25 protein-coding genes and 1 tRNA gene are annotated in these 21,997 nt (G+C 63.0%); 7 read left to right on the top strand and 19 right to left on the bottom strand.

Features of this window, described 5'->3' with window-relative positions; translation table 11 throughout:
• Positions 1–31: 31 nt before the first annotated feature.
• From LDN95_RS11935 to LDN95_RS11925, 3 genes are all read right to left on the bottom strand, one after another.
• A complete protein-coding gene (locus LDN95_RS11935; RefSeq protein WP_226017905.1) occupies positions 32–499 on the bottom strand; it encodes a beta-lactamase hydrolase domain-containing protein in 468 nt (155 codons plus the stop codon).
• A 17-nt stretch (positions 500–516) separates the two neighbouring features.
• Entirely contained in the window at positions 517–1,689 is a 1,173-nt protein-coding gene (locus LDN95_RS11930; protein WP_226017904.1) for an amino acid aminotransferase, read from the bottom strand.
• A 128-nt stretch (positions 1,690–1,817) separates the two neighbouring features.
• The gene (locus LDN95_RS11925; RefSeq protein ID WP_226017903.1) at positions 1,818–2,618 is read right to left on the bottom strand and encodes a DUF1134 domain-containing protein; all 801 of its coding nucleotides are present in this window, start codon (positions 2,616–2,618) and stop codon (positions 1,818–1,820) included.
• A gap of 288 nt (positions 2,619–2,906) precedes the next feature.
• On the opposite strand from LDN95_RS11925, the gene LDN95_RS11920 reads away from it, so the two are divergent.
• Positions 2,907–2,999 (top strand) — tRNA-Ser (locus LDN95_RS11920).
• A gap of 134 nt (positions 3,000–3,133) precedes the next feature.
• On the top strand, positions 3,134–3,586 hold the full coding sequence (locus LDN95_RS11915) for a hypothetical protein (protein WP_226017902.1): 453 nt from the start codon (positions 3,134–3,136) through the stop codon (positions 3,584–3,586).
• Between the two features lie 23 nt (positions 3,587–3,609).
• Here LDN95_RS11915 and LDN95_RS11910 read toward each other — a convergent pair whose 3' ends face one another.
• The 12 genes from LDN95_RS11910 to LDN95_RS11860 all read right to left on the bottom strand — a co-directional run bounded on the left by LDN95_RS11910 (position 3,610) and on the right by LDN95_RS11860 (position 12,880).
• On the bottom strand, positions 3,610–3,996 hold the full coding sequence (locus LDN95_RS11910; RefSeq protein WP_226017901.1) for a DUF5615 family PIN-like protein: 387 nt from the start codon (positions 3,994–3,996) through the stop codon (positions 3,610–3,612).
• A complete protein-coding gene (locus LDN95_RS23320) occupies positions 3,996–4,637 on the bottom strand; it encodes a DUF433 domain-containing protein (RefSeq protein WP_226017900.1) in 642 nt (213 codons plus the stop codon). The genes LDN95_RS11910 and LDN95_RS23320 overlap by 1 nt, the downstream gene beginning before the upstream one ends.
• Before the next feature lie 90 nt (positions 4,638–4,727).
• Positions 4,728–4,865, bottom strand: coding sequence for a hypothetical protein (locus LDN95_RS23315; protein ID WP_370631685.1), 138 nt, complete (start codon positions 4,863–4,865; stop codon positions 4,728–4,730).
• The gene (locus LDN95_RS11900; protein ID WP_226017899.1) at positions 4,822–5,514 is read right to left on the bottom strand and encodes a hypothetical protein; all 693 of its coding nucleotides are present in this window, start codon (positions 5,512–5,514) and stop codon (positions 4,822–4,824) included. Before LDN95_RS11900 ends, LDN95_RS23315 begins: the two co-directional genes overlap by 44 nt.
• 100 nt (positions 5,515–5,614) lie before the next feature.
• Positions 5,615–7,165 carry a YfjI family protein gene (locus tag LDN95_RS11895; RefSeq protein ID WP_226017898.1) on the bottom strand — a complete coding sequence of 517 codons (1,551 nt, stop codon included), beginning with the start codon at positions 7,163–7,165 and terminating at the stop codon, positions 5,615–5,617.
• Entirely contained in the window at positions 7,155–8,072 is a 918-nt protein-coding gene (locus tag LDN95_RS11890; protein ID WP_226017897.1) for a CHC2 zinc finger domain-containing protein, read from the bottom strand. The genes LDN95_RS11895 and LDN95_RS11890 overlap by 11 nt, the downstream gene beginning before the upstream one ends.
• Positions 8,069–8,368, bottom strand: coding sequence for a hypothetical protein (locus LDN95_RS11885; RefSeq protein ID WP_226017896.1), 300 nt, complete (start codon positions 8,366–8,368; stop codon positions 8,069–8,071). Before LDN95_RS11885 ends, LDN95_RS11890 begins: the two co-directional genes overlap by 4 nt.
• A gap of 179 nt (positions 8,369–8,547) precedes the next feature.
• Positions 8,548–8,718, bottom strand: coding sequence for a helix-turn-helix domain-containing protein (locus LDN95_RS11880; RefSeq protein ID WP_226017895.1), 171 nt, complete (start codon positions 8,716–8,718; stop codon positions 8,548–8,550).
• Between the two features lie 111 nt (positions 8,719–8,829).
• Positions 8,830–10,575, bottom strand: coding sequence for a hypothetical protein (locus LDN95_RS11875; protein ID WP_226017894.1), 1,746 nt, complete (start codon positions 10,573–10,575; stop codon positions 8,830–8,832).
• 119 nt (positions 10,576–10,694) lie between these two features.
• Positions 10,695–11,018 (bottom strand): hypothetical protein, encoded by a 324-nt coding sequence (locus LDN95_RS11870; protein ID WP_226017893.1) that lies wholly within the window; start codon positions 11,016–11,018, stop codon positions 10,695–10,697.
• A gap of 8 nt (positions 11,019–11,026) precedes the next feature.
• On the bottom strand, positions 11,027–11,533 hold the full coding sequence (locus tag LDN95_RS11865) for a hypothetical protein (protein ID WP_226017892.1): 507 nt from the start codon (positions 11,531–11,533) through the stop codon (positions 11,027–11,029).
• 96 nt (positions 11,534–11,629) lie between these two features.
• Complete coding sequence (locus LDN95_RS11860; RefSeq protein ID WP_226017891.1) at positions 11,630–12,880, bottom strand: site-specific integrase; 1,251 nt, start codon at positions 12,878–12,880, stop codon at positions 11,630–11,632.
• Positions 12,881–13,235: 355 nt separating this feature from the next.
• Here LDN95_RS11860 and LDN95_RS11855 point away from each other — a divergent pair, with 355 nt between their 5' ends.
• The gene (locus LDN95_RS11855; protein ID WP_226017890.1) at positions 13,236–13,460 is read left to right on the top strand and encodes a hypothetical protein; all 225 of its coding nucleotides are present in this window, start codon (positions 13,236–13,238) and stop codon (positions 13,458–13,460) included.
• A gap of 33 nt (positions 13,461–13,493) precedes the next feature.
• Here LDN95_RS11855 and LDN95_RS11850 read toward each other — a convergent pair whose 3' ends face one another.
• A complete protein-coding gene (locus LDN95_RS11850; RefSeq protein ID WP_370631684.1) occupies positions 13,494–14,153 on the bottom strand; it encodes a Dps family protein in 660 nt (219 codons plus the stop codon).
• A 90-nt stretch (positions 14,154–14,243) separates the two neighbouring features.
• Between LDN95_RS11850 and LDN95_RS11845 the strand changes: the two genes are divergently transcribed.
• The 4 genes from LDN95_RS11845 to LDN95_RS11830 are packed head-to-tail and all read left to right on the top strand — an operon-like array spanning position 14,244 to position 19,405.
• Entirely contained in the window at positions 14,244–15,467 is a 1,224-nt protein-coding gene (locus LDN95_RS11845; protein WP_226017889.1) for a cytochrome c, read from the top strand.
• Complete coding sequence (locus tag LDN95_RS11840; protein WP_226017888.1) at positions 15,464–15,922, top strand: (2Fe-2S)-binding protein; 459 nt, start codon at positions 15,464–15,466, stop codon at positions 15,920–15,922. The genes LDN95_RS11845 and LDN95_RS11840 overlap by 4 nt, the downstream gene beginning before the upstream one ends.
• Positions 15,919–18,168, top strand: a complete 2,250-nt coding sequence (locus tag LDN95_RS11835; protein WP_226017887.1) for a molybdopterin cofactor-binding domain-containing protein — start codon at positions 15,919–15,921, stop codon at positions 18,166–18,168. Before LDN95_RS11840 ends, LDN95_RS11835 begins: the two co-directional genes overlap by 4 nt.
• Positions 18,169–18,217: 49 nt before the next feature.
• Positions 18,218–19,405, top strand: coding sequence for an MFS transporter (locus tag LDN95_RS11830; protein WP_226017886.1), 1,188 nt, complete (start codon positions 18,218–18,220; stop codon positions 19,403–19,405).
• 234 nt (positions 19,406–19,639) lie between these two features.
• Here the strand turns inward: LDN95_RS11830 and LDN95_RS11825 are convergent, their stop codons facing one another.
• The 3 genes from LDN95_RS11825 to LDN95_RS11815 all read right to left on the bottom strand — a co-directional run bounded on the left by LDN95_RS11825 (position 19,640) and on the right by LDN95_RS11815 (position 21,792).
• Positions 19,640–19,990, bottom strand: coding sequence for a response regulator transcription factor (locus LDN95_RS11825; RefSeq protein ID WP_226017885.1), 351 nt, complete (start codon positions 19,988–19,990; stop codon positions 19,640–19,642).
• 93 nt (positions 19,991–20,083) lie between these two features.
• Positions 20,084–20,734 carry a response regulator transcription factor gene (locus tag LDN95_RS11820; RefSeq protein WP_226017884.1) on the bottom strand — a complete coding sequence of 217 codons (651 nt, stop codon included), beginning with the start codon at positions 20,732–20,734 and terminating at the stop codon, positions 20,084–20,086.
• Entirely contained in the window at positions 20,731–21,792 is a 1,062-nt protein-coding gene (locus LDN95_RS11815; RefSeq protein WP_226017883.1) for an ATP-binding protein, read from the bottom strand. The genes LDN95_RS11820 and LDN95_RS11815 overlap by 4 nt, the downstream gene beginning before the upstream one ends.
• Positions 21,793–21,997: the final 205 nt, after the last annotated feature.

Below are 21,997 nucleotides of genomic sequence, written 5' to 3'. Positions count from 1 at the left end.
TGACCGCCCCGCCTGTTACTTTCGAGCGAGTCTAACCAGCCCTCCCGACAAACCCCGCCCAGGCGGCCGCGTGGGGATTGGCGCTCGTTTCCGGCTCCCAAATCTGCGCCATCAGGGCGCGCGCCTCAGGCTCCGCCATGCCGCGTTCCCGGTGCAGGCGGTAGAAGAACGCCGAGACGCGCCAGTTGAGGATACAGTGGACGTGGACGGGTTGCGGGCCCTCGCGCAGTGCGGTGCGCAAGGCGGCAAGATGCGTCTCGTCCGGGGCGTCGAAGGGAACGGGGATGTGGCTGTAGGCGATCCCTGCAGCGGCGAACATCGCGGCTTCGTCAGGCAGGGCTTCGGGGTGGTCGGCCAGCGCAAGGTTGATCACATGGGCCACACCCAGTGCGGCCAAACGCGGCACGTCCCCGGCCACTATCCGGCCCGATGTGGTGGTCCGCTCGTCCAGCCGCTGCCAGGCGCGGATGTCGGCGGGATCAGATGGGCCTGCCGACATCCGCTTATCCTTCCTACTCAGCCAGCAACGTCGGCCAAAGCGGCGATGAACGCCTCGATGTTGCCGTCGGTCAGCCCGGCAATGTTGATGCGGCCCGAGCCTGCCATATAGACGCCGTGGCGCTCGCGGATCGCAAGGATCTGCTCACCCGACAGCGGCAGCATCGAGAACAGCCCGTTCTGGATGCCCAGCGGCGCCATCGCGATAGGCCCGACCTGCTGCGCGGCGGCCAGCCGGTCGCGCACCCAGCGCATGCGGTCGCGCATTTCGTCAAGCTCGGCCAGCCAGTCGGCGGTCAACGCCTCGTCCGACAGGATCAGGCGGACGGCAGCCGCGCCATGGTCGGGCGGCATCGACCAGCTTGCGCGCGCGATCGTGGCACCGTTGGCCAGTGCCCGCTCCAGCGCCCCGGCATCGCCGGTAACCGCATAGAACGCGCCGACGCGGTCGCGGTAGAGGCCGAAGTTCTTGTCGCAGCTATAGGCGACGAGCGCTTCGGGCACATGGGCCAGCACCTTGCGCAGGCCATAGGCATCGGCCTCCATCCCCTCGCCCAGACCTTGGTAAGCCAGATCGATCAGCGGGAAGACGCCGGTCGACGCCAGCAGCGGCGCGATCTCGTCCCACTGCGCGGGCGTGTAATCGACACCGGTGGGGTTGTGGCAGCAGCCATGCAGCAGCACGATGTCGCCTTCCACTGCCTCACCCAGCGCGGCCTTGAGCGCGTCAAGATCGGCGGTACCTTCGGCGGTGGTGTGGCGGAACGTCTTGAGTTCCAACCCGGCGGCGGTGACGATCTGCGCGTGGTTGGGCCACGACGGCACGCCCATCAGCACGCGCTTGGCGCCTGCACGCTTGGCCACCTCGATCGCCAGCCGCACCGCACCGGTGCCACCCGGCGCCTGCATGCCATCGACGCGCGCGGTGTCGAAATCCTTACCGAACACGAACGGGATCAGCGCACGCACGAAACCCATGTCGCCTTCCGGGCCGAGGTAGGCCTTCGATTCCTGCTCGGCCAGCAGCTTGGCCTCGGCTGCCTTGATCGAACGGAATACCGGCGTATCGCCTTCCGAGGTGCGATAGACGCCCACGCCAAGGTCGATCTTTTCGGGCCGCGGGTCGGCATTGTGCAGCTTGATCAGCGCCAGCAGCGCATCGGCGGGTTGGGGGCTGAGGGTTTCGAGCATCGCGGCATGCCTTTCTAGATGGTCCGGGCGGCAGGGTCCGGGGTCAAACAGCGGCGCCCCAATGCCCCCCCCACGCAGCCTAGGCAAGGCCTATTGTCGCACCCTCCGCAGGTCGCAAGGGAACGCGCTCAGAACGGCACCCAGTTCTGCTTGTGACTGAACTTCATGTACCCGGCGTTGACGCCCAGCCGCAATCCCGCGCCCATCCGCACCGGCACGATCACCACGTTGCCGCGCCGCAAGTACGAAACGTTGAACCCGCCAACCAGATAGGCCTGCCCCTCACCCGCGCCATAGCGGTGGAACAGTTCCTCGGTATCGTTGAGGTTGTAGACCAGCACGAAGGTGTTGGAGGCGCTCGCGCCAAGATCAAGACCAAGCGATGGTCCGGTCCAATAGACGGGCAGATCGCCCTCGATCCGGTGATGCAACGTGCCCGAACCATAGCGCAAGCCGACGAAAAACGCGCCGCCACCCTCGCGTCCGGTGATGTAGCCGTTGGGCTCACCCTGCTTCTTCAGGATGTCGCGGATCATCAACGCCAAACCGCGCGCGCCCTTGCCGAACACGCCCTCGGCCGCGCCGATCAGGTCATCCTCGCGATAGGTGCCGCCCGCACGCGAGCCTGCTGCTGCCGGGGGGTAGGCGTTGCCGGCGGGTGATGGCAGGGCCGCAGCGGGTGCAGCTTGAGCCGACGTTTGCGCCTGCCCGCTGGTGGCCCCGCTGGTGGCCCAAGACGGTCCGGGCACCGGAGCAGGCGGCGGCGGGGCAGGAGGTGGCGCCAGCGGTGCCGCACGTGACTGAGACAGGTCGGAGTCGATCGCGCTGTTCGGATCGATCGACTGGACTTGTGCCCTGGCACTGGTGGCTTGGGCCGCCAGGGCAGCGGCGGCGACAAGGGCATAGGCAAGGCGGCGTTGCGGCTTCATGCGTTGGCGTTCCCGTAACTTGCTGACGCTGCCTAACCGGACCGGCAGGTTCGGAGGCGGTGCGCTCGCAGTGGCTTTGTCTGCATCGGCAGGATCATCGCGGCAATAGAATGAACCGGCGATGACGCGTAACTGGCGATGACCCGAGTCTTAAATGCGCCCAATCGCGCGCTGAGTGCGCGTACGCCGACGCAAACCCTCGACTTTTCCACATGCATGAACATTTTGTCGCACACCCTTGCCGCCCGCAAATTCGCTCGCTATAGGCCGCCTTCGCCGCTGCGATCCGGAGACGTGGGTGAGTGGCTGAAACCAACGGTTTGCTAAACCGTCGTACTGGTAAATCCGGTACCGAGGGTTCGAATCCCTCCGTCTCCGCCACGGCATGTTGATTTGATTGAATATTTCTCTCATTCAGCAGGCTGTTACCAAAATCGAACCCTAAATAACGTTGCCGCTAGAGGCGGTTGTGCGCGAACGATGACGGTCTAAACAGTTGCGGGGGTATTGAAGCCATGCCGCAAGATTTGGAAGCTGCCGTCGAGCTTGGACGCAGGGAAGCGGAGACGTTTCGCCGCATCCATCGCCTTTACAAGCACGGGTTCCGCCCGGACTGGTCAGTGACCGATGTAGAGGATGCAATTTGGTGGAAGCATCCGGGCGGCTTCCCGGATTTGATCCTGTATCCCGATGGGATGCTGGTGGCGGTAAACGGGCGCGCGACCCTGTCGCCCGGAGCACGCCATGACAAAGATCGCATTTATAACGAGGCCGCGACGGACGGATCGAAATTCGATCACTGGCTTTCATCGGCCCCAAGGCCGACATGGTGGCAGGCGGGACGCTATGGGCGTGAACGCTACATCTGGATGCCCATTGGAATTGCCTTTTTCTATGGGCTGCTATGGCTCTTCGCCACAGGCGTTGAGACGGTGGGGCGAGCTATTTGGCGCGGCGTTATGGGTTGAGGCTCGGCAGATTCGCCAACTCGTCATTTGGTGCGGAAGCGCACTTGGCCAATTTTCACGTGCACGACCATTCGTCCGTTCCGAGGTATCCGCTGAAGCTGAAACTCAATCACCTCCGCATGCTCTTTGACAGCTGGGAGCAGTTCAGGGCCGTGCCCGCTTAGAGCGACTCTCGACAGTTGAGCAAAGCGGTCCTGCTGGAAGCGCTGGCCATTGAAGTCTTTGTCCCACGAGATGAGAATGCGCCCGGCTTTCAGGGCGGTCATGCCGACCAATGGATCAGGCGAGTCTGGCGGGATATGATGGCGTAGCCTGAGAACGCTATGCCCCCGGCGTTGCAGATATTTACCGATGGAATCCGGGACGTTCTGATCCAAGAAGAATTGAAGCTTGGCCGATGCGCGGGGCATCAGGCAGCAGCACCCGCCTTCCACTCGTCAATTGCCGCTTCAATGTCTGAAGCGACCAGCGTCGGAAATTCGGCAAGGATTTTCTTGTGATCAAAACCAGCCGCTAGAAATTCGATCACAGTTGTCACCGGTATGCGAGTGCCCGCGAAAACTCGCTCGTTTTGAGCAACAAAGCGGTGGCGTTCAAATCGACCGGCTTTTTCGGCTCGATCGTTCAATGCTTCGATCTTCCGGCGAGTGCTGCGAATGACCACCCGCAACGGGATATTGAAAACCCGCTGGCCTGAGACGACTTCTTCTCGCAGATTGGTCGCCGGATTATCGAAAACCACTCGCTTGCCCAGGACATAAAGCGTCGAGGATGTCCATCGGCTTGTGCCGAGATGGGCGAGCTTTTCGGAGACCTGCTTGAGATGCCCAAGCGGAATGCGCTTGGCGTTTCGAAGATCATTTAGCACTTGGAGCGAGACTAGGTCGCGAAACGAGTATGCACGCCCATAGGGCACGTGCGGCTGGTCCACGCGGTAGCTGGGGTGAAAGAACCCGCTTTTATCCCATTCCCTTAATTGGTTAAGCGAAACGCCGGTGATCCGGGCCGCTTGTTCATCGCTGAACGCGCCAAGGGTGTATTCTGCTTCCACAACGAATCTCTATCGCAATGGCGCGACGCGTCCAGCAAGATTTTCTGCGATGGCCGAATCGAGACAAGCCGCTTCCCGTCAGCTTCTGAGTCAGCGGAGATTGCGAAGCATGGCCACTAAGGCACCCGCCTCGGCAGATCGTGCCCCGTGCTTCCAGGCGTTGCGGTTGCCTTTCGGTGCCCCGCTACCCTTTCCGCCGTGCATCCTGCACCGCTTCGCACCCTTCACCGCTGGGGAACGGCATGGCTTGCCCGATCGGGTTCGGGCTTGGCAGCGCGGGGCCTGTGCCAGCCGTGCCGGTTCCGGCGGTATTGTCGGTTGCATGGGGTTGTTCGGCTGGTCCCGCATTTTCGTGGCCCCCCTGTCCGGTGTGCTGGTGGTGGTGGAATTGATCGGCAATGACGGCCTGCGCCCCTTCGTTGACGTGAACGTGCCGCACAGTCTGTTCCCGTGGCTGGTGCAGCTTCACCAGCGCTTCGATCGTCGCGCGCGAATTGGCCTGCGCCTTCAGGGCGATGCGGCCATACAGTTCGACGGCATTGGGATACTCGCCAAAGTTCGCCGCCATGCGCCGCGCTGTTTCGGCAAAGATGTTGTCCAGCGTCATGGCCTGCGCTGCCAGCATCATGCTTGCCAGCGCCAGGTCGCCACCTTCAAGGCGCTTCACCCGCTCCCGCACATCGTCGGCATAGTGCGACATATCGGGGCGATCCTCGGCAGGCAGCCCTTTGGTTAGCGCGTCCTGAATCTGCGCAATCGCCAGTCCGTGCCGGAACGAAGGGGCGTTCAAGTTCCCTGCTGCTCGCTGCCGGGCTGCTTTTGCTTCCTCGGCGGTTTTGGGCGCTTGCGCTTTCGCCTTGCTCTTGCGGGTGGTCATCGTATCGCCTCCTTTTTCGGGAAAACACGTCGGGCAGTCACTGACAAAACTGCCAAAAGGGTGGTTGTGTCGGTTTTGTCAGTTCGTGCCGGGGCCATTGTCAGCGCCGCAGCGCCTTGGGGTTCGCCGTGTATTGCATTGTCGGCCTGCCCCCTGCCTCGGCCTTGATCGTCGTTGCGGCGATCCAATCCGCATCGATCAGCGCGGCAAGCCCGGCTGCAATCCTGTCCTTGTCGCCCAAGCCGGACCAGTTCTTGCGGTGAATGTCGCGCGCGGTGAAGGTGCCTTGCAGATCGCCCCTTTGCACCCGTCGCCAGATCGCACGCGCGGCCTCGGCATTGTCGATCGACAGCGAGGCATAAGCCCGCACCGCATGGCTTTCCAGATAGCCCGCCCAGCCAAGCGCCTGTTCCGCCGCCTCGGCAGATACCGGACCATGGGCGTTGTTCGCCAGGTGACAGACCAGCGCCAGCCGGGGGATCAGCCCGCGAAACTTGGCAAGGTGCGCCTGCAAGGCCGGTGGCAGATCATCGCCGCACAAGCGTTGCTCCAGCGCGCCGCGCCATGCGGAAAACATGTCCTGCGCCCCATCATCGAACCGCAGATAGGGCACGCCATAGGGGCCGGAATCCTCGTCCCATATCGCGCCCAGTTCCCGCACGTCCAGCGCAGCCAGGTCCTGATAGCAGGCAAAGGCACGCGCCCGCGCTTCGCTGTTCGGGTGCCGATCGACTTCGCGGAACGGCCCGGTAAAGTCTGGCCAGACCAGCAATTGCAGGCGCTGCACCATGCCATCATCGCGTTGTTGCAGGCTTTCGCGGATATAGCCCGCAAGGCGGCTCGGCTGGGTTGTGCCACAAACCGACAGGTTCACCGCCGCAATCCGCACCGTGCCGCGCATGATGCGATCGAACGTGTAACCGTCCTGCCCGCCCCAGCCAGTCAGGTAGAAGCCGCGCGCGGATGCCTTGTCCGGGTTGTCCAGATCGGCAAACAGCGACAGCAGTTCATCCCGATGCACCATGATGCCGTTGGGGTTGTCGCGGCATATCTCGCCCAGCTTTTCCGCCGTGCCGTCGCTGGTAAGGTGGCGTTTCATCGCCGGGGGCACAGGCTCGGCCACAGCGCGGATCATCGAAAGCGCCGCGTCGCGCCGATTGCCGCCGCCCTTGTCTTTCAGGGCATCGCGTGCGCCCCGCTCGGCAACTTCCTTTTCCAGCTTGTGCAGTGCCTCGGATGCCTTGAAGTCGGCCAGAGCGCTTTCATTGTCCTGTGCCGCCTGTGCTTCCAGCCGCCGGATCGGCCCCAACGCTTCCGCCGCCGCCGGGCTTTTCAGGCTTCCCGGTGGGGCCACAACGCAGCCCCACAGGTTGCCCACTTCCAGCCAGTCGGTGCGCCGTTGGGGCCGGATGCCGACCTTGCGCCCGATCAGCGCGCCCGCCGCCACCATGGCCGGAATCGCCACCAGATCGACAGGACAGTTCATCCGCTCGGCAATGTCGATCGCCCATGGCCGCAATTCGCTTGGCAGCAAGGCCGGAGCGAAGGGCTGCACCGGGGGCAGTTCATCGCGCAGCGGCACAGGGTCCGGCCAGGCGTCGATCGGTTGCGACTGTTCCAGCCGCTCTTGCAGGTTCGGGTTAGCGGCCATGGTCGGCCCCCTTCAGTTCGTCGTTGAAGTCCTTGAAGCCGTCCAGCGGTCGGATGATGCGCACGGCCAAGCCTCGCAGGGCATAAGCCCGCGCCGCGTCCTGCGCCGCCACCTGTCCGGCTTCGTCGTTGTCGGCCCCGATCACGATCGATCGGACGGCTGGCGGGAAGTCCATTGCAGGCAGGAAGGTTGCGCCCGCCGCCACCCATACCGGCCCGCCCAGCAGTTCCAGCAATGACAGGCCGGTTTCCGGCCCCTCGCAGACCGTCACCACGTTGCCCGCGTCCGGTTCGCCCAGGCGGATTGCACCGCCCTTCACCTTGCCCAACGATCGCTTGGGCTTGGCAACGTCGGCTTTGCCCATGCCGTCGTGCGCCAGCCAGATACGTTGCACGCCGATCACGTCGCCCGCCACGTCCTGCACCGATGCCACAAGGCAGGGCAACTGCCCCAGGTTGTCACAGGGAAGCCGCAGGAAGCGCAGCGAAGGCGGATAGGGCGGCACGATGCCCCGGAACCGGAGATAGGCCTCTGCCAGTGTTCCCGCCGCCGGTTGCGCCCGGTTCCAGATCGACAGCGCCGCGCGTATTTTTCCCGTATTTACGGGGAGGGGGAACAGCGGTGGAGGTCGATCTAGGTGGGGAACGTCGCCCGCGCCCAGCATGTGCGCCGCACCGATCAGGTCAAGGTCATAGGCCAGCCGCACGAAGTCCAGCACGTCGCCCGATGCGCCACAGCCAAAGCAATGGAAGCGGGTTCCGTCATGGTAGATCGTGAAGCTGGGCGACCGATCGGCATGGAAGGGGCAGCATGCCACCCATTCGCGCCCGGCTGGCCGCAGCGCCACCAGCTTGCCGACAATATCGGGCAAGGGATGGTCCCGGCGGATTGCTTGCAGGTCGATCATTCCACGCCCTCCCCGCCATCGGGGCCAAACTCGGGCAAGACCCAAACAATTGCGGGTTTTCCGCTCGGGTTGGTCCGGGTGCGGCCCGAATCCACCACGGCCTTGTCGGTGACCAGTTCGGAGATACGGGGTTGGATGCCCCACCGATCCCGCCCCGATGAGTCCACAACCTCCAGGGCGGTCATGCCGTGGGCCTGCGCCTCATGGATCAGCCTATAGGCGATGGCGCGCAGTGTGTCGGCAAAGGGTGAGATGGCCGCATAGGCGGCATTGCTGGTGCGGGTGCGCCTACCCATGACAGGCACTCCCGAACACTGCCGCCGCCATCATCGCAGCCATTTCCGGGCGGACGTTATACGCAGCGATCAGGAATTGAGATTGAAGTGTGAGTGGGTTAAGGCAATCACGGAAGCTGTCCAGGCTATTCCGTGAGGCCTCGCCAGCGTGCGGGGCTTCACTGTTCTGGGGCATGGCCTTATGCCTCCCCAGCGATCAGGCGGTGCAGGCTTTCGCCCTTCACCAGCGTCTTGCGGCCGATCTTGAAGGTTTCGAGCGTCCCGGCATTGATAAGCTCATGGAGCTTGGTCGTGCCGATACTCAGTGCTTCGCAGGCATCCTTGCGGGAATAAGTAGGCTTGTAAGTCATGGACGTGGTCTCCGTCCAGCGTTCGCAATGAGCTTTACGAACGGTGGCGGATGACTAGTTAGCCCACAAAAAAACCGACACGAAAATCGACGTTTCTATTTGTCTGTCGATTTATTTGTCGATTTTCCGATTTGGCGGCCTGCCTTGCCTCGTTCCTTTGACCTGCTTCCATTCAGCGCGAAATTCAGGAAGTTTGGTCCCGCACCATCGTGGATGCTGCTTATAAATCTTATGTGCCGGGTCTGCCGATCCCATTGGTTGAGCCTCCATCCAATCCCGCCGCTGTTGATCGTTGAAGGGCTTTTCGTCGGCTGGCCCGTCGTCCTCTGTTGGGTCGGCTTCGCATATCGCCGCTATGCGCTCGCCATCGACTGGCGAAGGAAACGCCGCCACTAAATCGGCGCGATGCACTGCAATGTCAAAGGCCCAAGCGGTCAATTTGTTCTTTGCGCTGACCAGTTGCGCCGCGCCGTCCGAATAGATGACCGCGCCGCCACGCCAGACTTCTTTCCTCAACACCGAGGCGAGGCCATCGCGCGTGGTGCGTCCAATCGTGTGAACAGCCCCCCGTTCAATCGCATGATGTAAGTCATCCTCTGCCGCTCGCGCCGACGTGCACCATTGCGCCGCCATGTAGTGCTGCGCGCCCAGTGTAACATCCGCATCGCCGTTGGATGACCATTCCGTGGCCCAATATCGCAAGGACGCGATGTTGCGGTGATCGCGGCCGCCAACCCAAGCAATCGCCTCGGGCCAAGTCCACCATTCATCATGAGCGGCGGCATCGCTTAGACGCCTCAGCGCCGGCAGGGCTTCCGGATCAAAGTCGGTCCAGAATATCGGACTGTCAGGGCTTCCGCTGTCAGCAGACGGGATAACCTTCGACTGACGGGGGAAGTGCAGCATGAGATTGTCACGACTGACTTTGACTTCGGTGAAAAGGTCTCGCCGCTCGCTGGAGTGCGACTGGCTATCGTTCTTTGCCCGATACGTGCGGTGCAACCCCTCGCCGTAATTCAGATCATCCCGGCCAATGGTGAAAGCCTTATAGTCTTCCAATTTCAGGGGGTGGATTATGTCGTTTGTCGCACCTTTTTCCCAAAGGCTTGCGACGTGGCGTCCAGAAAAAGCGATTCGGCTGTCAGCACCAGCCGCCACTATCTCGGCCACGGCCTGTGCCACCTTGCGCTGCACTGCCTGCAAATCACCATTTTCTAGGCGTTCCCAGTGCAACGCCATTTCAAACTGCACGGGTTCCAGTGCAATTCCGAACGCGACCCAAGACACGGCTTCGGACAGGGACACGCGAGCGCGGGGGCTTGGCTCTCGAAAGGTCAGCGGGGTGACCGTTCCGTCATACGCTAGGGCAATGTCCGCCGGCAGATCATCAAGGCGGGTCGGCTCCTGCGATGCCATCCACGTCTCGAACTCGACCTTCGGCACCGCCCAATGCTTGCTGCTCCACGGCCACCATTCATCAGGCCAAAGGGGATCAAGGTCCAGGACACCCATCTGTAGCGCGTTTCGAGCCACGGACAGGTGCACGAACGCGGCCTTGGGCAGCGCCTTGAAGGCGTGTCCGTCAAATGACGATGCGGAAAGCGCGCCGGTTAGAATCGCGCGCTGGAAAACAGCCGTCAGATGATCGTCCAGCTTTATCGAGTCGCGCGCTTCTGTCTCGGTGCCGCCGAAGCATTCCAAATACGCCTCAACGCCAAAATCCCCGAGCCACGGCGCAAGATCACCCGTAACGACACGACGTTCGATCAGCGCGCGAAGCCGTTGCCGCACAACCATCCCCGCAATCCAGCCGGCAGGTAAGCTGTCGATCCATCCACAGTCAGGCAATTCGTCCATGCCGCCTCCCGAGCGGTTCCCGGATTGGTGGCGGGGAAGCACGTGGGAAGCGTGCTTGTCGGCTGGCCGGCCTATCCCCGCCCGATCAATATGGGGCTTCTGTCAGTTTTGTCAGCGCCTCAGGGGGTATTTTCACCGGGGCTGCAATATCCCGCGAGTGCCTTCAGCTTTTCTATCGCTTTGGCGCGCTGGATTGGAGGCAGGCGGGCAAGCATTGATTCAACCTGTTCCGCAAAGGCCCATCGCTCGAACGCGTCCCGCTGCCACTGAGCTATGACAAGGGCGTCCGCCCGGCTGGCGCACCAGTGGCGTCGATCCTCATGGCCTATGCGCCGCGCAACGGCATACCAACGGGTGCGATGGCGCACCTTCACGAAATGCCGCTCACTTTCGACAGTGACAATCCAGCGGTCCTTGAGCACGAAAGGCAGGATTGATGCCATGGAGTTGCTCATAGCTGCACACGATCAATCAGGACGTATTCCAGCCTATCCAGTCGCTCAGGCTCCAGCGAAACCAGTCGCGCAGTTCCGTCGCCCATTGTCTTCGCCGTGCCGATCACCTTGTGCATGGAAAGGATGCGGTCAGCGGGGACACGTAGAACGCGCGGCGGATTGTGTTGCTCCAACTCGACCAACGGCATCAATTCGCTGCTTGGCGCGGCCTGAAACGGGAACGTAATTCCGGGCATGATCGACCGCAGGCGCTTTACCCTGCTCGGCGGTTCGTCCAGTTGGACAGCATCTGGCACAAGGCAGATGCCAACATAGTCGCCGGGCTGAAATTCAGCGTCTTTCGAAAAGGCGATGCACTCGCCATCCTTGAAAACCGGCTCCAGGCACTTTCCCTTTGCTGTTAATGCGTAGATCGTCGGTCGGTCCGATGGATCAATCTCGTCCGGAAACTTTGCGTTCGGATAGACCGGCTTGTTTAGGCCGGTTACGGGGTCCGTAGCCATTGTCAGCACTCCTATGCTGGTGGTGGTAGGGCCAGCGGGGAAGGTAGTAGCTCCCACGCTGGCCCGCTTTCATCGGGCACCGCGCCCGGCGAAACTCTATGCGGCGGTATCGCCCCGGATCGGCGTCACGTTGTCACCAGCCGCGTCGATCGTGCTGCAACGGGTTGCCCACGCCTCCATGAGCTTGCGCCGCTTGTCGAACAGATCACCGCGCCGATATGCGGCCTCGGCCTTGTTCCCGATCACGTGGGCCAGCGCCATTTCGCAGACCTCATGGGAGAAGCCGGTGCACTCGGCGGCCCAATCGCGGAAGGCGCTGCGGAAGCCGTGCACGGTGCAGTCCTGCTTCATGCGGCGCAACAGCATGGTCATTGCCATGATCGACAACTTGTCCTCGCCGTTGCCGGAAAACAGGTAGTCGCCGCCGACCTTGGCCACGCCCTCCAGAATCTCGACAGCGCGGGGCGACAGGGGAACGCGATGTTCCTTGCCCGCCTTCATGCGGCTGGCCGGAATCGTCCAGATTGCCTTTCCTAGATCGACCTCGGCCCACTTCGCGCCAAGCACCTCACCGGAGCGGGTGGCAGTCAGCACGGTAAACTCCAGCGCCAGCGCGGCGGTTGCATTGCGGGTCCGCAGCTTCGCCATGAACGCTGGCACCTCGGCATAGGGCATTGCCTTGTGGTGGCCACGGGATAGCCGGGTGCGCGCGGGAAGCATCTCGGCAATGTGACCACGCCACCGGGCGGGATTCTCGCCCTGCCGGTGCCCACGGGCGCGGGCGGCATCAAGGATGGATTCCAGGCGGCCCCGCACGCGGCTGGCGGTTTCCGGTTTCGTGCGCCAGATCGGCTCCAGCGCCGCCATGACGTGGGCAGTGTCAATGTCGGCAACGGGAATGTCGCCCATCTTCGGATAGACGTAGGTTGCCAGCGTGTTGCGCCATTGCTGCCGGTGCTTGTCGTTGCGCCAGCTTTTTTCATGCGCGGCGATGTAGGTTTCCGCCGACGCTTTGAAGGTAATTCCGGCGATGGCCGCAGCTTGTGCCGCCGCAGCTTCCTCGGCTGCCGACTGTTCACGTTGCTGGAGTGGATCGACTCCCGCCTTCACCAGCCGGCGCAGATCATCGGCAAGATCGCGTGCCTTGGCCAGCGCCACCGCACCCGGCCCTGCGGCTGGCCCCAAGCCTACGTCGCGCGAACGGCCCTTGAGCATGTAGCGATAGACCCACGAGCGCGCCCCGCTTTCCTTCACCAGTAATTGCAGGCCGCCGCCATCGGCATAGCGACCGGGCTTGGCGTTCTTCACCGTCAACGGGGTGAGGGCATTGCTGAGCTTCTTGGGCATGGATGGCTCCCTGTTCGGGAACCAAACCCTCAATTCGCGATGCGAGGTCCACGGTTCCCTAAACCGTTCCCCGATAATAGCGCGGTTTTATGGGAACGCAAGCGAACCAGTGCGGACCACCGTTTGGCAGCGTAGTCAATAATCCTAGGGTTTTCCCGATATAATCGGCCATAAGCGGTTCATTGCGAATGGTAGTATAGCGGACTCCGTCTCCGCCATACCTTTAAAATTGATCGCTTAGATGCTCTCGGGGCCCATTCCGGGCCATAGGGCGATCCAGTCGAGCATTTCACACTGAGACCGGATCAGCCTTCCCGCTAACATTCAAGCACATTTCGGCGTCCGATGCGCGAGCATGCTCATTGTGGAAGCAGTAGAAAACGGCGTCGTTCTGCATTCCATCATGCAGGGTATCGAGCATGCGGACTGCCTGCTTGAAGGCCACATGGGCCCTGGGCGGCGTGGACAAATTCCGCGTCGGTTCGGCTCGGAATATCGGCATATTCCTTCACCTCACCTCCTCGAATTGACGGCTTTTGACTCCAGCCGTGACCTCGTGGAATTTGTCCAGGCCGCCTAGCTCAGGTGTGCAGACGCTCTGCTGCGCAAGCCATCAGGCCAAAGCGAGGGGGCGGCAGCTTTCGTACAGGAACCAGCCTCGACGTTCGGTTTCGTCGATCCACACTTCGATCAGGCTGGCGGTAGCCACGTCGGAGTATTCATCGCACAATACATGGACGCTGCGCAGCTCTGCGACGAGTTGCTTGTTATCGCCATGAAGTTCGGCGAGCATGTCCACCGGATCGACATAGTCGGCGTTGTTGTCCAGCAGGCGCTGTTTTGAAGCGATGTCGGAGATCGAACGGATGGTCGTGCCACCGATCTTGCGGGCGCGTTCGGCGATCGCATCCGTCATCGCGAAGATCTGGTCAGCCTGCTCGTCGAGCAGCAGATGATAATCACGAAAATTCGGGCCGCTCATATGCCAATGGAAGTTCTTGGTCTTGATATAGAGCGCAAAGACATCCGCGAGCAGTGCCTTCAACCCGCCGGCAATGTCACGGGTGGCGTTCTCGCCGAGATCGGTCGGTGTGCCAAGCCGCTGCCGGGCGGGCGAAACAATAGCGTGGTTGATCACTGTTCGTCTCCTGTCTGTTCCGAGCGGCAACGTGCCGTTCGATGTCCCCGAAGATACGTCAGGAAGTGCCGACGCCAATCCAAACCAAGGTTTGTAACCCCTTCGTATGGATAGGCGGTCGGAAACGCCGCGCATAAATCTTGCTCGATGTTCCAGAGCCCACCTCCCGTTTTGCGCCGACGCACCATCAAGCGGTTGATACCTCTGCTTGGCGGAGCGACCGGCTTGGCGCTTGCGCTGACCTGGCGCCCAGCGATCGCCCCGATCCAGCCGCCGCCGGCGAACAGCTTTTCGCCGACGATTGTCGCGCGTGGCGCAGCGTTGGCGCAGATCGCCGATTGCATGGTGTGCCACACCGCGCCGAACGGGCGCCCGTTCGCCGGGGGACGCCCGCTGAAGACGCCGTTCGGCACACTGTATTCAACCAATATTACCCCGGACCCGGCGACAGGCATTGGCCACTGGTCCTTTGCGGCGTTTGAGCGGGCGATGCGCCAGGGCGTCTCGCGGACCGGCGCTCATTTATACCCCGCTTTGCCCTATGAGCATTTCACCCATGTCTCGGATCAGGATCTCGGCGCGCTCTATGCTTTCCTTATGAGCAGGCGACCAGTCGCCGCGATTGCACCCGCCAACCGCCTGATCTTCCCGCTAGGGTTTCGTCCCATGCTCGCTGGCTGGAACCTCCTGTTCCTGCACCAAGGGCCGCTAACCATTGATCCCAGCGAATCTGCGGAATGGAACCGGGGCGCCTATCTGGCAGAGGGGTTGGGCCATTGTGCTGCATGCCATTCGCCACGCAACCTGCTCGGCGGCGAGGAGAGAAGCCACTTGTACGCTGGGGGCGTAGCCGAGGGCTGGCGTGCGCCTGCGTTGGACCAGAGCAATCCGGCCAAGCAGCGCTGGACGCCAGAGGCCCTCTACACCTTCCTGCGAACCGGCATATCACCCGATCACAGCGCCGCAGCCGGTCCGATGGGGCCAGTTGTGGAGAGCTTGTCCCACGCGCCGGACGCCGACGTCCGGGCGATTGCCACCTATATCGCCTCGAAGATGGCAGAACGAGCCTCCTCCAGCCCGAGCGTCCCGCCGACAAACAAACCCTACGGCGCAAGGCAGGCTTACCCGATCGGGGCAACGCTATTCGCAGGGGCCTGCGCCGGATGCCATGACACCGGCGCCCCCATGGCTGGGCAGGGTCGCCCCTTGCTGTCGCTGGCGAGCGATCTCTCCGACACTGATCCGACAAGCGCCATTCAGGCAGTGCTGCGCGGAATCGAGCCCCCTGTCGCCGACCGCGGGCCCAATATGCCGCCTTTCTCAGACAACCTTACTGACGAACAAGTTGCCGCGACCCTCGCCTATGCCCGCGCGCGCTTCACAAACCAGCCGCCCTGGCCACACCTCGATAGAATGGTCGCAAAAGCTCGCAAGGAGAGCCAGCCATGACGATACTCAGCGTCAACGGGAAATCGCGTCAGGTCACCGCGTCGCCCGATACCCCCCTCCTCTACGTGCTCCGCGACGATTTGGGCCTTAACGGCGCCAAATACGGCTGCGGTCTGGGCCAGTGCGGTGCTTGCACAGTGCAACTCGATAGAATGGCCGTGTTCTCGTGCGTTACCCCGCTCGCGGCTGTCGGGACGCGCGCTGTTCGCACCGTGGAAGGATTGGGCAGTGCCGAAGCGATGAGCCCGCTCCAGCGCGCCTTTGCCGAGGAACAGGCCGCTCAATGTGGCTATTGCATCGCCGGAATGCTGATGCGCGCGCAAGCGTTGCTGGACGCAAACCCAAGTCCGAGCGACGCGCAGATCCGCCAGCATATGCAGCCCAACTTATGCCGCTGCGGAACGCATATACGCATCCTGCGCGCGATCCGGCGTGCTGCGGGACCACTGGCATGAGCGCCCCGATAGACCGACGGCAGGTGCTGGCGGGCGGTGGCCTGCTGGTGGCCTTCAGCTTTGCCGGACGCGGTTTTGCACAGCTTGCAGGCGGCGGTGAAGGCGGGGCTGCGCCCAAAGTGCTGCGGCCCGATCTGCCGGGCAGCCTCAAGTCCCATCCCGAACTGGATTCCTGGATCCGCATCGCGCCCGATGGCGCCATAACCGTCTTTTCGGGGAAGGCCGAACTCGGCCAAGGCATCCGCACCGCATTGCTGCAAGTGGTCGCCGAGGAACTGGATGTCCCGCCGTTCACGATCAGCTTCATAACCGCAGACACCGCACGCACGCCCGATGAGGGGCTGACGGCGGGCAGCCATTCGATGCAGGATGGAGGTACAGCTCTCGCCAATGCCGGTGCCAGTGTCCGCCTGCTGCTGACGCGTGAAGCAGCGCGCCGGTGGAAGCTGCCCGCCGAGACGCTGACGACGGACGGTGATGGGAATGTCGCTGCACCAGACGGGCGGCGCTTGGGCTTTGGCGTCCTTGCCGCCTCGCTGTCGCTGCATGGCGAGGCGATTGCCGACGCGCCGCTCCGTGATCCGGCCGTCTATCGCACGTTGGGGCGCAACCTGCCGCGCGTCGATATTCCCGCCAAGCTGACCGGCGGTGCGGCTTATGTGCAGGATCTGCGGCTTCCGGGCATGTTGCATGCCCGCGTGGTGCGCGGCCCGAGTTATGGCACCCGGCTTGCAAATCCCGATCTGGCGGCGGCCGGACGCATGCCGGGTGTGGTCAGGCTGATCCATGACGGGAGTTTCGTGGCCATCGTCGCGCGGTCCGAATGGCAGGCGATACAGGCCATGCGCGTGGCGCAGGCCGGCGACTATGCCCGCACAAGGCCAGTGCTGCCGGTCAGCGAGGGTCCGCTGCGGCTGCAAGCGCTGCCCAGCCGCGAGATCGTCGTGCTAAATACGCGAGGGCCGAAGCGTCGCTCCGCGAAAACGGTCAAGGCGCGCTACACCCGTCCCTGGTACAGCCATGCTTCGATCGGGCCATCCTGCGCCGTCGCGCGGTTCGAGAAGGGCGAGATGACGATATGGTCGCACAGCCAGGGCGTGTTCGACATGCAGAGGGCGACCGCTGAACTCGTTGGCCTGCCGGTTGAGAACGTCCGGGTCATCCACACGCCTTCGGCCGGGTGCTACGGCCAGAACGGCGCCGACGACGTCACCGCCGAGGCCGCGCTGATCGCCAAGGCCATGCCCGGCCACCCGATCCGCCTGCAATGGATGCGGGAACAGGAGTTTGGGTGGGAACCGTGCGGTTGCGCGATGGTGACCGAGGTCGAAGCTGCCATCGGTCCCGACAACCGCATCACGCGCTGGACGTATGACGTGTGGAGCAATTCCCACAATAACCGCCCGGTGCGGGCCGGCGGCTACGCTGTCGCGCAGGAGATCGCGTCCGGCTTTCCGCCACAAGAAGCCAAACCGATCCCGATGCCCGAAGGCGATGGCGATCGGAACGCCAATCCGCTCTACGATTTTCCCGACATGGACGTGCGCTATCATTTCGTGCCTGAGATGCCGCTGCGCGTCTCGGCCCTGCGATCGCTAGGCGCCCACCTCAACATCTTCAGCCTCGAATCGATGTTGGACGAACTGGCGCTGGCAGGCGGCATCGACCCGCTGGCATTTCGGCTGGCCCATATGCGCGACGAGCGGGCGCGGCAGGTGATGGAGACGGCGGCACAGGACTTCGGCTGGGCCAAACGGCCAAAAGGCGACGGCCGCCGTGGCTGCGGGATGGCCTTTGCCCGCTACAAGAATATCGGCGCCTATTGCGCGATCGCGATGGAGGTCGAGGTCGAGCGCGAAACCGGCGCGATCATCATCCACCGCGTCCACGCCGCAGTCGACGCCGGCCAACCGGCCAGTCCAGACGGGATTCGCAATCAGATCGAAGGCGGCATCATCCAGTCGTTGAGCTGGGCGATCCACGAAGAAGTGACGTTCGACGAAACCAAGCGCACCAGTTTCGACTGGGGCAGCTATCCGATCCTGCGCTTCGATCAGGTGCCTGGCGCGATCGACGTCACGATCCTGCACCGCCCGGGCTTGCCATTTCTGGGCGCCGGCGAAACCGCGCAGGGCCCGACATCGGCCGCGCTGGGCAACGCCATCGCCGACGCAACGGGCGCCAGGCTGCGCGACATGCCGATGACACCAGCCAAGATAAAGGCTGCCATCGGCCTCGTCGGCTGAAATCGCCCACACTACATGATCGGGCGGTCCTTTCCGCCAGGAGGCTTGCATGACCACGATTGCCGACACACAAGCACCATCGACCACCCCGGTGAGACGTGGTCTGACCTTCGCCATGGCGGCAGCCGCAGGGGTTGCGGTTGCGAACATCTATTACAACCAGCCGATGCTGGGAGTGATGGAACATGACCTTCCCGGCGATGCGACCCGGTTCGTGCCCACTGCGACGCAGCTTGGCTATGCTGCCGGATTGTTCCTGTTGGTGCCGCTGGGCGACCTGGTGGAGCGCAAACGGCTGATCGTGCTGCAGTTCATCGCGCTTGCGGGCGCGCTGGCAATCATTGCGATGTCGCCGGGGGCATTCTTGGTCATCATCGCCTCCCTGCTGGTCGGCGTCGCCGCGACGGTGGCGCAGCAGATCGTGCCGTTTGCGGCGCATCTTGCCTCGCCCGAGCGCCGTGGGGCGACGGTCGGCGTGGTGATGGCCGGGCTGCTTTGCGGCATATTGCTGAGCCGGACACTTGCCGGTTTCGTCGCGACGCATGCCGGATGGCGGGAGATGTTCTGGCTGGCGGTTCCCATGGCACTTGGCGCGGCCTTAGCCATGGCATTGCTGCTGCCACGCAGCAAGCCGACCACCGGCCTGCGCTATGGCGAATTGATCCATTCCCTAGGTGGCCTGTGGCGCACGTTGCCGGCGCTGCGCCGTGCCGCGACGACCCAGGCATTGCTGTTCGCGGCCTTCAGCGCCTTCTGGACGATCCTTGCGCTTCGCCTTGCGCAGCCACGTTTTGGCCTCGGCGCGGACATCGCCGGTCTGTTCGGCATCGTCGGAGCGGTCGGCGTATTGGCCGCCCCCATTGCGGGACGCATCGCCGATCGGCGCGGCCCGCATGAGGTGATCGCTTTGGGGGCAGCCATGACATTGGCTTCGTGGCTCGTCTTCGGTTTGTGGGGCTCGATCGCAGGGCTTATCCTTGGCGTGATCCTGCTCGACTTCGGCGTACAGAGCGCGCTCGTTTCGAACCAGCATATCGTTTACGCGCTTCGTCCCGAAGCCCGCGCGCGGCTCAACACTATTTTCATGGGCGCCATGTTCCTGGGCGGTGCGGCCGGCTCTGCTGGCGCGACCATGGCATGGACGACTGGTGGCTGGGGCTTTGTCTGCGGCTTTGGCGCCCTTCTGGCCGCCAGCGCCACCGCGTTGCAGGCCATCAGCCTTATGCGGGGGCGCTGACCGGTGCGCATTCGCATCGCAGGCGGCCCCATGGTTCACCAGCGACAAGCAGGGTTCGATCCACGACAGCGATTCCCGGCCGCAGATGCAGGTTTCGTGGGATCACCCTTTTGCCGCAGTGGCAGGGTTGCAAGGCGACGACATTTGCAGAACCCGCCGCACCACAATCGGGGTCAATGACGAAGCGCCAAACTCTGCGATCGCGCTGGATGATGGCACACACGTCGCTGCCGTTCAGGCGATCGCCCGCTCGACCGCCTCCAGCAGCACGTCCGGATCGATCGGCTTGGTCAGAAAAGCCTGCGCGCCGCCGCCCAGCGCCTGCGCTCGCGCGGCATCGGTCGGAAAGGCGGTCATCACGATCACTGGCTGGCGCCACCCACGACGCATCAATTCCGCCAGAAGCTCGATCCCCGTCATTCCCGGCATATGCAAGTCGGTGATGATGCAGGCGATGCGACTTTCCTCGCCACAGCAGAGCAGCGCCTCACCGTTCGAGAAGCTGCGACCAGCCAAGCCCACGGAACGCACCAGACTATCGAGGCTCCCCCGTACGCCGGGATCGTCGTCTACGATTGCTATCAAGCGGGTGCGCACGAATTCTGCTCCAACTGGCCCCGCGAAAATCCGCCCGGGAACAATCCAAATGGGCCCGACGGCGTCGCGCTGCCATCATACTCAGGTGTTAAAGCGATGGATCGTTTCGTCGCGGATGCCGAGTTGCTCGGCCATTCTCACCAGATCGGCCAGGGATTGCGCCGCCATCTTGCGCATCACGTTGCCGCGGTGGATCTTGACGGTGATTTCCGACAGATCCAGCCGAGCAGCAACTTGCTTGTTCATCAGGCCGGTGACGACGAGGCCGAGCACGTCGCGCTCGCGCGGTGTAAGGCGCGCGAAATTGTTTCGCAGGTCCGCCACATTGGCCAGTGCCGCGCGGTTTTGACGGTCCCTTGCGATCGCAACCGCGACGGCGGCGAGCAGTTGATCATCGCCGAACGGCTTGGGCAGGAAGTCGACAGCACCGGCGCGCATCCCGCGCACAGTCATGGGAATATCGCCATGGCCGGTAATCAGGATCACCGGCAACGAAATCCCATAGGCAGACAGCCGCTCCTGAAACTCAAGCCCGTTCTCGCCCGACAGCCTGATGTCGAGCACGAGGCAGGCAGCTTCATCAGGGATGCCGGCCGACAGAAATGCGCCTGGGCCCTCGTAGAGCCTGACCTCGAAACCGCTTGATCGCAGCAGACTGCCGATCGCACCAAGCACCTCGGCATCGTCGTCGATGACGCATACGCAGCCGATAGAATCTTCCGCTCTTGTCATGCAGCAGCTCTCGCCTCGTTGGCATCGACCGGCAGGCGAAAGCTGAATATTGCTCCGCCGTTCCGGTTCGCGGCGGCCGTCAACGTTCCACCATGCTGCTCGATGATCGACCGGCAGATCGGCAACCCCATGCCCATCCCATCAGCCTTGGTGGTGAAAAACGGGCGGAACAGGATTTCGGGATCGGCTCCCGCGAACCCGACCCCGCGATCGCTGACATCGATCCGCACGAAGTTGCCCTCTTGGCTTGCCTCGATGCATAGATCGCGAGCGGCGGGATCGGCTTGCGCCATCGCTTGGGCGCCATTCAACAGAAGGTTCATCATGACCTGCTGGATCTGAACCGGGTCGCCCACGATCGCGGGCAGGTCGGCCGGGAGCGAGATTCGGACATCCGCGCCGTTTTCGTTCAGTTCGCGGTGCAACAGCTTTACGATCTCGTCGATCAGAGGGCCGATGGCCACCCGCTCCCGCTTGGCATCGATGTTTCGGGCAAGTTCGCGAACGCGGGCGATAACATCGGCGGCGCGGGTGCCATTTGAGGCGATATGGCCAAGGCAGTCTTTAACCTCGGCCGCGTCCGGAGCCTCTCTTGCAAGCCACCGTTGACCCGATTTTGCATATGTGATGATAGCGGACAGCGGCTGATTGACTTCATGCGCGATTGAGGCGGCAAGTTGCCCCAGCGTCGTCACGCGCGCCATGTGGGTCAGCTCCGCCTGCGATTGCGTAAGGCGGGCCTGCGCATGGTTCCGTTCGGTCACGTCCAGAGCCATGACAAGCACATGGCTCCAGCCTTGGTGATCGGGCGGCAAGGTCACGCGTAGTACGACATCGATGGGATCTCCGGCGAGGCTCAGGAACCGGACCTCCTTTTCGATTGCCGTCTCACCGCGCAGTAGGGCGGCAAAGATGTTGCCAAGTATCTCATGAGCCTCCGGCGTGTAGTGCCCTATGATGTTGCCGCCGATCAGTTCGGAGCGGTCGCGCAGTCCAAAAAGCGCAACGGCAGCCTGGTTCGCGTCGCGGACAAGACCTGCCAGCGCCGCCTCGCGCACGAGTTCGGAGCTTAGCGGATTGCCGCCTTGCAAAAGCCGATAGGCGGGAGACCAGTCGGATTCCCAGATCGGAAAACCGTAAGCGGTGTTTCGCGCCCACCTTGCGCTGGCGGGTGTCAGCGTTGAATTTCCGCGCCCTGACGTAAGTTGAGGCGCTACTCCTATGATTATCTCGGGTGACGATCCTGTGAGCAAGGGTGCTCGG

The sequence above is a fragment of the Novosphingobium sp. FKTRR1 genome, assembly GCF_020404405.1.
Lineage (GTDB): Bacteria > Pseudomonadota > Alphaproteobacteria > Sphingomonadales > Sphingomonadaceae > Novosphingobium.
Note: the sequence above shows the minus strand (reverse complement) of the source record. Positions and strands in the feature narration are given on the sequence as shown.